Genomic DNA, 8,597 nt, shown 5'->3' on the forward strand with positions numbered 1-8,597 from the left:
TTTTAACTCACGCGCCCATGAAGGGTGCGACGGTTCCTAAGCAGATTTTTTGAAAATCCGGGATGTATTTTAACTCGCGCACCCACGTGTGGTGCGACAAACCTCCCTTGTCCGGGCGAACCTTGTATGATAACTTCAACTCACGCACCCATGAAGGGTGCGACAGCAAATATATACAAAAGCAAACACCTGTATCTGTATAATCTGCATATATCTGCACTTACCGTGCTGCCATTGTTGCTGCATGGGCAAGATTTCTTATCACTTTAACCTCGCTACCTACGCTTTACTTAGAGGTAGAGGACTCCTTGCTTTTCTGCAAATCGTCCTCCCTTCTAAAAACGATTACATAACTAATATGTAATATTTTTAGAAGTACAGACGATTTTTATAAGAAAAGTTATCTTGTTAAAACCGTGCGGATGTCCCTCAGGATGTCCCCCGGAATGTCCTCGGAAGAAGATAACAGTATATTGTTGTGAAGTCCCCACCGCCTGCGCTGACATTTAGAGGCGGGAGACTTTTCCTTATTTATGAATAAAATCATTACCAGTCAGGCCTTCTTGTGCAAGTATGGTGTTCACTACAAAAATATCACTGGACATATCCCATGCTGTATCCTGAAAAACGGAATCCAGAAGTTTTGCAAACGCTTCCTTCAGTGTATCTAAAGTATCCTCTATCTCTTTCTTTGATGCACAGATTGTCTCTCCCTGAATCGGTTGTCTGTCCATATCCTCGTAAGCATCCAGAAGTTTCACCGTCATCGGAAGATAATAATCCATCATCTTTTTGAGATCCGGGATAATCTCCGGATGCTCTTCTGATCTCTGGAAAATCTGCTCTATGACTTGTTCCATTTTTGCAATTTTGGCAGAAATCTCTTCTCCCCGAATTGCATCGTTGCTTGCATGAATCTTTTTAATATATGCCTTTCCTTTATCATACACTTTCTGTACTTGTCTTCTCTGCTGTCTTCTCTGCGCTTCCTCTTCATTATTTTGCACTGGATAAAATCCAGCTGGTTTTTCGAAATGTGTAACTATCCAAACAGCTACAAATATCTGCAAAAGTATACCTCCCACATTCACGAAATTAAAAGCTATGAATCTAGGCAGAGACATTGAATAAATTGAAACAGTGTGAACGAAGGAGAGAAGTTCCGTCCATCCATAATTTGTAACACAAAGCGCTAACAGCCCAAAGCTACATACCACAATTTTCCTTAGTACCTCTAAAAAATCTTCTATATCCATAACTGTCGTCTCCTTTTATTTTTAATATGTCATATTTTTTCAATACTGGTCGATTTTTATAAGAAAAAGGCAGCCCGAAGGCTGCCTGAAATTGTGAACGAAAGTACGCATCATCCTTTTCATCGCCTTAATGCCATTAATCCGTTCACAATTAATATGTTATTTTTATCGTAAGATATCAATTTTTTGTCACATCTCTTCAAACAAGATCATGTTCACCTTCAAAAATCTTTTCATACAGTTTTTGTTCATCATTCTGAAAAGTGCCAGGAAATTCTCTTGATATATTATTATGAATAGCGTAAATATCATCATCGACTAATTCACAAGGCATTTTGACCATATCTGTCACTCCACGCTCCTTAAGCATACTTTTCATCATGTGAGCATGTGGAGCATAGGATGCCTTTGATAGATTACACATCCAGAAAGAACTGTTCTTTGAAAAAATTTCAAATAGCGGTAACACTCCTGGACTTCCATCAACCCTGATATCACTTATGATTTTTGCATTTACTTCATTTTTCAGATAAGCAAAACTTTTTAATTCCTGTGCCTCGATAACATGGCTTAAATATGAAGCCATATTTTCTATATTTTCATTCTTTTGAGAAAGAGTTTGCAGCAGTTCTGTATCATAAAGAAACGTTTCCTTGGGAATATCATAATACTCTGCTATACCTATGCGTCCAACAAAACTTTTTATATGTTCCACATTCATGAATACAGCTATATACTTTCTCTTTATTTCTGAATGTTCTCCCTTTATGACTTCTGCGGTTCCACAGGCTACAGCATATTCTGGGAAATCCTCATTATCCATTTCATGTACATTATCACATTTTTTTAGTTCTGGACAATAATCTATTGCATTTTCAATTAAACGGTACATTTTTTCTCCTTTCCTACAACTCCAATAGTTACCTGCTGCCAAGTTATTTATTGCTTTTTTTCAGCATTACATTTCTGACACAGCATCTGCAGGTTACTATCTATTGTTCTTCCACCCTTGGACCATGGTACAATATGATCACCCTGCATTTCAGAATAAGCGTATTCCGTAAAAATTCCATTCTTTTCACAATAAGGGCATCTATGTCCTTGTTTTTCATAAGCCCTGCGCTTCTGGGCTTCTGTAAACGCTCTAATAGACAAAGATTTCTCATCGTGCTTTGTTCTATCGGATAACACATAAGGAATGATACCATGGTTCTTTGTGACATCATCATCCATAAGAAGTCTCTGAATATCAGCTTCGAGCGTATTACTGTTATACTGCTTATTATGATACTTATTGTAAAGCAACCCCCAATCCTGCACATCGGTCATACCTTTGCGCGGTGTTGGAAACAGCATCTTCGCCCAGTAGATAACTGTCTGAAAATAAAGCCACAAATCATTGGCATCTGCATCATGCTGATGAATTGCCATATACATCTGACCTGACTCTAAACCATCTCGGTCTGCGATCCATGTTAATACCTTTTCAAGATAATCCTGTCTGATCGGATTTCCTTTGATATATCCATCCGCCATCTGTCTGGCAACGCAGTTCCTCTTCGAGAAATAGTTCTTTGCGTTTGCAAGCCATGTTCCTGTATAGGTAGCATTTAAAAGCTCCTGCGGTGTAAGAGTTTCACCTGCAATATTGATAATCTTGAACCATTCCAGTTTTTCTTCCTCTGTTCCTTTGCAGATATAAACTGTCAGTTCATAATCAAGAACCTGGTCACGCTCTGTAGTTGTAAGATTCTGAAAGAACTTATCATTTCCATTGACCTTAATAGGAAAATCTTTATTGATATATTGAGCAACAGAAATAGTACGCTGCTGACCGTCAAGAACTTCATATGTATCATTTCCGGTCTTTGACCAGTACATGACATTGAGAGGCCTTCCTTTCATTATGGAGTCAATGACTAAATCTCTCTGCTTATCTTTATAAACGAACTCACGTTGATAGGCAAGTCTAATTGTAAGGCGGTCATCATAACCGAATACGCCACCATCTCCATCATCTTTATAGTTCTTTGTAAGGTCTGCAATTGTGACTTGAATTGGTTTTATTTTCATAAAAACTACGATATCTCCTTTTTAGTAATTTTTTTTATTTATTATATTTCTTAAACCTTTTTCTGGATTAAAATTCTTTTATATGGCACTTTTGCTTTTCCATTTTTGTCAATATAACAAGCAAGCCTGTTTCCTTCTTTGTATTGTCCTGTATTCCCTTGTTTATAATACAATTCTACAAATTCCTTTGAGGCTCCGCGCCAGCCGTCAGGTAATACATTGGCATCAGCACATCCAGAAATCCTAAACTGATCTGCGTTAAACTTATCCAAAAATGTTATCGGGACACCCATAACGCCATTACAATATCTTCCTGGTAAATAGTCTCTTGTATTTTCGTTTACTTTCGACAAGTGGTTGTGCAACTTCAGATTCTGAAATCCATAATCCTTGACTGAATCCTTTTCCCTCTGATTCTGTCGCTCCAATGATTTCAAATTGCTTTGAGTTATGGACTCCAAAGAACGTAATTGGAACTCCGAAAATTCCGTTACAATACCTGTCCGCTGTCCACTGTAAAAGCGTCGTCTTTTCATCGTCACTTGTCAAGCATTTTTTTAACTTTTCCTCAATTTTTTCTTTATACCCATTTGAATGTTGACTTAAAATTTTTCTTAATTCGGTTCCAGAAGCTGGGATAATCCATAAGATTTTTATACTACATTCATTTTGTTCTCTTACTATTTCCCAGTCTAAAGAATTAAGTTTTAAAAGTTCTTCTTCTGTAACTTTCCACGATTCGCAGTAATCACAAGGTATTTCTGACACTTTATCAACATTAATAGCATCATAATTGTCATATTTATGATAAGAATCAGAAGAATACTTTTTCCATAGGATGATATTTTCATGTCTTTTTTTTATATCAAGATTTGTATACCATAGTTTATTGCCAAATTTTTTTATACTTCCATCTGGTTGAATAAACGCTTTTACGTTAGAACAACCCATCCACATTTTATTCTCTTTTAACAAAGGAAATATAAATTTATATGTTACCCAGTTCAAATCTCCAATGATAATGAATTTTTTCTTATATTTAAAAAGCAAAGGCACGTAACTTTCACGAGCTATACTAAATGGCGGATTCGTCACCACAATGTCACATTCACTCAAAAGATCCAAACACTCCTGACTTCGAAAATCTCCATTTCCTTCCAACGGTGTCTTTACACCGGATTCAATATTATCATCATCTCCGCCTGTGTATTCCATCTTATACGTCGGTTTTTCTATGTCATAATGAGTGGAAATTATTTTTTTTAAGTCAAGCTCTTCAAAATTCAGATGAAAATATTTCCAAAATGCAGACCATGTTGGATCATCACAATTACATAGAACGGTCTTTCCCCGGAAATGCTTTTTATAATGCCTGAGTTCTTCTGCAACATCTGTAAGCCGTGTATAAAACTCATCATTTTTTGCCGTTTTTGCTTTATGTAAACTTTCATTTGCCATAACCTATACCTCTTATAACATATTCTTATTTTTAATATGTTATTTTGAGAGTAAGATGGCAAAAAAAGCATATCAGAAGAATATCTTCGAGTATGCAGCAGTTCCCTTATTGCAAAAGAAAAAGCCGAGTTTCCCCAGCTTAAATTATTTCCTTTTGTAATCTTTTTAACATGTCCTTAATTCCGTTTTTCGTATGATCTGGTATTTTCTCTGCAAGAGACTGTTTAGAAGGTCTCTCGTTATCCGGCAGTGACAGCCACTGGCGGCAGATATCTTTTTCTTCTTCCGTCCAGTTATGTATCGTCCGGCTTGTTATCCCAAGAAGGTGTTTCCTTCCTGTAATGGATGCCCTACTTCTTTTCGGAAGCAATTCCATTAATTCTTTGATTTTTTCCTCCAGTTTCTTATAAACGGCACCCAAGGATTTGGGAATAAACGGTCATGCAAAAAAGATATTTTTTATGCTACCCTTTTTTTATAAGGTAACAAGTGGCTTGAAACGCCTCATACCTTGCATCTTAATTAAAGGAGGAACTGCACTATGAAGTACATTGTAATTGACCTGGAAATGAATGCTATAGCAAAGGAATTCGTAAAAGAACGTGAACTCTGCCGGTTGGAAGTCATTGAAATCGGCGCTGTCCTTCTGGATGAACATTACCATGAGATTGGACGCTTTGTCACACTGGTAAAACCTCAATACAACACACGCATTGAAAAGAAATATGAAAAGCTGACAGGAATCAAGACGGAAATGGTTGCTTCTGCTCCGTATTTCGCAGATGCCTTACAGATGTTCTTTCAGTGGTGCAACAGTATCCCTGGAGAAAACCAGATTGTCCAGTGGAGTGAGAACGACTATTTGCAGATCAACAAAGAAATTGCCTTAAAAAATATTTCGCTGTCTGATAAAAACAGGCACTATATGGAAAACAGCTGGTTTGATTTCCAGAAAGAATATGGCGATACCCTGGGTTTTGACCGTAGCCTCTCCTTAAAAGATGCCATTATGTATGCTGGAAAGGACTTTTCCGGACACCAGCACGATGCGTTGGATGATGCGAAAAATACGGCAGATTTGTTTGCAATTATCCGTGATAAAGAAATGTGCCAAAAGACATTATGTCATGTCATAGATGTCTTAAAACCCAAAAAGGGAATGTCACTGGGAGAGCTTTTTGATTTCTCGGCTATATCCCTGCCAGCTTAGGCGCAGTTATGCAAATCCAGTTCGTAATCAAAAATACTAATATTTAAGGAGAGAAAAAATGTTCGATAAATTATTGAAAGCCCTCAGCCTGGAGGAAGAAAACAGCGTAGAAAAAACAGATTGGAAAGGACCGCTTCTTATAACACTATTTCTTTTTTCGGCGGTTATAGGAATTGGAACTGTCTGGTATCAGCATGTAAGAAATAGTAAAGCATACCGCTATGATGATTCCATGACTGTTTCAGAAAATGGTACCCGGATTGTATATGATAATGATGGAGCTTATTTAATAAACGGTAAAAAGGTCTTATCTGATACCTATGCTGCGATCGAGAAGGATCTTTTTTCTGATTACTGCCGTGTTATAAACAAGGATGGATTGATTGGTTTTATTGCAAAGGAAGACGGAAGGATTGTAATAAAACCGCAGTACACAGATGCTTCACCTATGTCGAACCAGTCATCCTGTGTCAGCGAAGGAAATGGATTTTATTTCATCTCAGAAAACGGGGAACGTATGACTGAAAACTATGAAGACGCTTATCCATGGGAACGCCAGGGGACATTGGCAAGAGTAAAGAACTCTGATGGCTGGGCAGTTATTGACAGGAAAGGTACCATACTCTTTGACAGATGTGAGTCCATTGACAGTCTTCCAGTTATATGTTCTGCAGGAACCGCAGTGCGGGATGGACATGTATTGCTGCTGCAGTATTCTGATGGATCAGATGAAACTGCTTCTGTACAGCTTGTCAAGGAATTTGAAGAGTTCTTAGAAGTTTCCCAAGTGTATAATGATCAGTTTGCTGTAGTAATAGGAAAAAATGGATTCGGCGCGATTGGTTTTAACGGAGATATTATTATGCCAGCCGTATATAAGGATTTAGACTGGGACAGCTATAAGATCCCGGATGAAGTTTTTAAGAAGGAAATAGTATTTAAAGGAAAAAAGAAAAACGGCAGATTAGATGTTATGAATTGGAATCCATTAAAAAACCAGTAAACGGTGCTAACATAAGGAGAAAATTAAAATGCTGAAAGGAAATAAAAAGATTGTAAAACTGAATGACACTTACAACGAAGCGGACACAGGAAAGTATATTAAATCCTATATGTTCATCAAAGGGTTTGCAGTAGCAAAGAACTTGAAGCAGACTTTGATTGCCCTAGCAGTGGCAAGGCACTTCCATGACGGTCAGTACCGGAAGGATGGCATGCCTTACATTGTGCATCCGTTGAAAGTGTGTACCACACTGATGAACTATGGGATTGATGACGATGTCACCCTGGCTGCTGCCCTGCTGCACGACCTGTTGGAGGACTGCAGTGATAAGCTCCCACTGAAAGGCCGGGAACTGATTACAGAGTATCATCTTTTCCAGGAGGTACTGGATATTATTACACTTCTGACTAAGGAATCCGGACTGGATGAATACGAGCTAAGCGTGTATTTTAAAAAGATTGAGCGAAACTGTAAAGCATCTCTGATCAAGCTCAGTGACCGCCTGCATAACAGCACCAGCCTGTATACGTTTACCTTTGAACGGATGCGTAAATACATCAAGGAAACAGATGACTTTCTGCTTCCGATGGCTTCCTATTGCAAGAATTATTATCCGGATTATACCAATTCTTTTTCTATCCTGAAAAGCAACATTTATTCACTGAACAACAGCATGCGGATCATGATGGAGAAATTTGATGCGGCAAAATATATAGGTGGAAAACCAGATCCTAAAGACAAAGAGGCTGCTGGGAATTAATTACCGAAGGGGATGACAAATTATGCGTGAACAAAAATGCCCTAATTGTGGCGGAAATGAAATAGTGTTTGATAATGGACGGTATAAATGTACCTTTTGTGGCACTGTTTTTACGGATAAGACAGCGGATAAGGCTACTTACAAATATGCCTCCCGTATTTCTCAAGCGACAGAGCATTTAAAAATTGGGAATTATGATAGAGCATATTCGATTGCCAAAGAGCTTGAGGATCTCCATCCGACAGATTCTAATCCATATGCTATTATACTGCTTTCTCTCACATCGAAACTGTCTGACTACCACTTAGAAGAAGGAAAAAGACAGGAAGCATCCGATGTATGGGACAAAATGGAACAGTTAAATACAGTGGCACAGCCAATGATAGATTATGCGGAAATCATGTATCGAAAAAAAATGAATATGTTAAAAGCTGCTTTTATCAGAGATGCAGTGTTTATAGGATTTGGAATTATCATGCTTATAAATGCTTCTCTAAAGTATCCTGGCTGGTCAAAGTTATTTGTTATACTGGACATTCTCTATTCTGCCTACTATTGCTGGCTGAGCCGTACCTCAGAAAATGTTGAGATGTATAAAATTGAGAAGTACCGGGAAATACCGCATAACCCATTTTTAACACCATTGCATGAAAGCTTACTGGAAATGCTGATGAAAAGTTTGTAAAAATCTGAGTGCCCAAAAATTTAACGACGATTTCTATTTGGTTTGGGTGAAGCCTCTCACGACTAAAGTCACGAGCTTCCTGTCTTTAAAACAGTCACCCCGGACAAAGCCGCTATCTCCCGATAAGACCCTTGCGGATCCTTAGTCCTTTT

Annotated in this window: 9 protein-coding genes; 4 read left to right on the plus strand and 5 right to left on the minus strand. The window is 38.0% G+C overall.

The window, feature by feature from the left end:
- Positions 1-527: 527 nt before the first annotated feature.
- From AB5916_RS12450 to AB5916_RS12470, 5 genes are all read right to left on the minus strand, one after another.
- Entirely contained in the window at positions 528-1,256 is a 729-nt protein-coding gene (locus tag AB5916_RS12450) for a 5-bromo-4-chloroindolyl phosphate hydrolysis family protein (RefSeq protein ID WP_368191231.1), read from the minus strand.
- A gap of 199 nt (positions 1,257-1,455) precedes the next feature.
- Complete coding sequence (locus tag AB5916_RS12455) at positions 1,456-2,190, minus strand: hypothetical protein (RefSeq protein WP_368191233.1); 735 nt, start codon at positions 2,188-2,190, stop codon at positions 1,456-1,458.
- A 5-nt stretch (positions 2,191-2,195) separates the two neighbouring features.
- On the minus strand, positions 2,196-3,329 hold the full coding sequence (locus AB5916_RS12460; RefSeq protein WP_368191236.1) for an HNH endonuclease family protein: 1,134 nt from the start codon (positions 3,327-3,329) through the stop codon (positions 2,196-2,198).
- A gap of 50 nt (positions 3,330-3,379) precedes the next feature.
- The gene (locus tag AB5916_RS12465; RefSeq protein WP_368191239.1) at positions 3,380-3,682 is read right to left on the minus strand and encodes an adenine-specific methyltransferase EcoRI family protein; all 303 of its coding nucleotides are present in this window, start codon (positions 3,680-3,682) and stop codon (positions 3,380-3,382) included.
- The gene (locus AB5916_RS12470) at positions 3,630-4,787 is read right to left on the minus strand and encodes an adenine-specific methyltransferase EcoRI family protein (RefSeq protein ID WP_368191241.1); all 1,158 of its coding nucleotides are present in this window, start codon (positions 4,785-4,787) and stop codon (positions 3,630-3,632) included. The genes AB5916_RS12465 and AB5916_RS12470 overlap by 53 nt, the downstream gene beginning before the upstream one ends.
- Positions 4,788-5,328: 541 nt before the next feature.
- Between AB5916_RS12470 and AB5916_RS12475 the strand changes: the two genes are divergently transcribed.
- The 4 genes from AB5916_RS12475 to AB5916_RS12490 are packed head-to-tail and all read left to right on the plus strand — an operon-like array spanning position 5,329 to position 8,445.
- On the plus strand, positions 5,329-5,997 hold the full coding sequence (locus tag AB5916_RS12475) for an exonuclease domain-containing protein (protein WP_368191243.1): 669 nt from the start codon (positions 5,329-5,331) through the stop codon (positions 5,995-5,997).
- A 58-nt stretch (positions 5,998-6,055) separates the two neighbouring features.
- Positions 6,056-7,000, plus strand: a complete 945-nt coding sequence (locus AB5916_RS12480; RefSeq protein WP_368191246.1) for a WG repeat-containing protein — start codon at positions 6,056-6,058, stop codon at positions 6,998-7,000.
- Between the two features lie 28 nt (positions 7,001-7,028).
- A complete protein-coding gene (locus AB5916_RS12485) occupies positions 7,029-7,760 on the plus strand; it encodes an HD domain-containing protein (RefSeq protein WP_368191248.1) in 732 nt (243 codons plus the stop codon).
- 22 nt (positions 7,761-7,782) lie between these two features.
- On the plus strand, positions 7,783-8,445 hold the full coding sequence (locus AB5916_RS12490; protein ID WP_368191251.1) for a TFIIB-type zinc ribbon-containing protein: 663 nt from the start codon (positions 7,783-7,785) through the stop codon (positions 8,443-8,445).
- Positions 8,446-8,597 lie beyond the last annotated feature (152 nt).

This window comes from Blautia sp. 1033sp1_1033st1_G9_1033SCRN_220408 (genome assembly GCF_040929965.1).
GTDB lineage: Bacteria > Bacillota > Clostridia > Lachnospirales > Lachnospiraceae > Blautia_A > Blautia_A ammoniilytica.

Coding starts and splice junctions, on each gene's coding strand:
- AB5916_RS12490 (WP_368191251.1), top strand. CDS start 7,783: ATGCGTGAACAAAAATGCCCTAATTGTGGCGGAAATGAAATAGTGTTT.
- AB5916_RS12450 (WP_368191231.1), bottom strand. CDS start 1,256: ATGGATATAGAAGATTTTTTAGAGGTACTAAGGAAAATTGTGGTATGT.
- AB5916_RS12485 (WP_368191248.1), top strand. CDS start 7,029: ATGCTGAAAGGAAATAAAAAGATTGTAAAACTGAATGACACTTACAAC.
- AB5916_RS12460 (WP_368191236.1), bottom strand. CDS start 3,329: ATGAAAATAAAACCAATTCAAGTCACAATTGCAGACCTTACAAAGAAC.
- AB5916_RS12480 (WP_368191246.1), top strand. CDS start 6,056: ATGTTCGATAAATTATTGAAAGCCCTCAGCCTGGAGGAAGAAAACAGC.
- AB5916_RS12470 (WP_368191241.1), bottom strand. CDS start 4,787: ATGGCAAATGAAAGTTTACATAAAGCAAAAACGGCAAAAAATGATGAG.
- AB5916_RS12475 (WP_368191243.1), top strand. CDS start 5,329: ATGAAGTACATTGTAATTGACCTGGAAATGAATGCTATAGCAAAGGAA.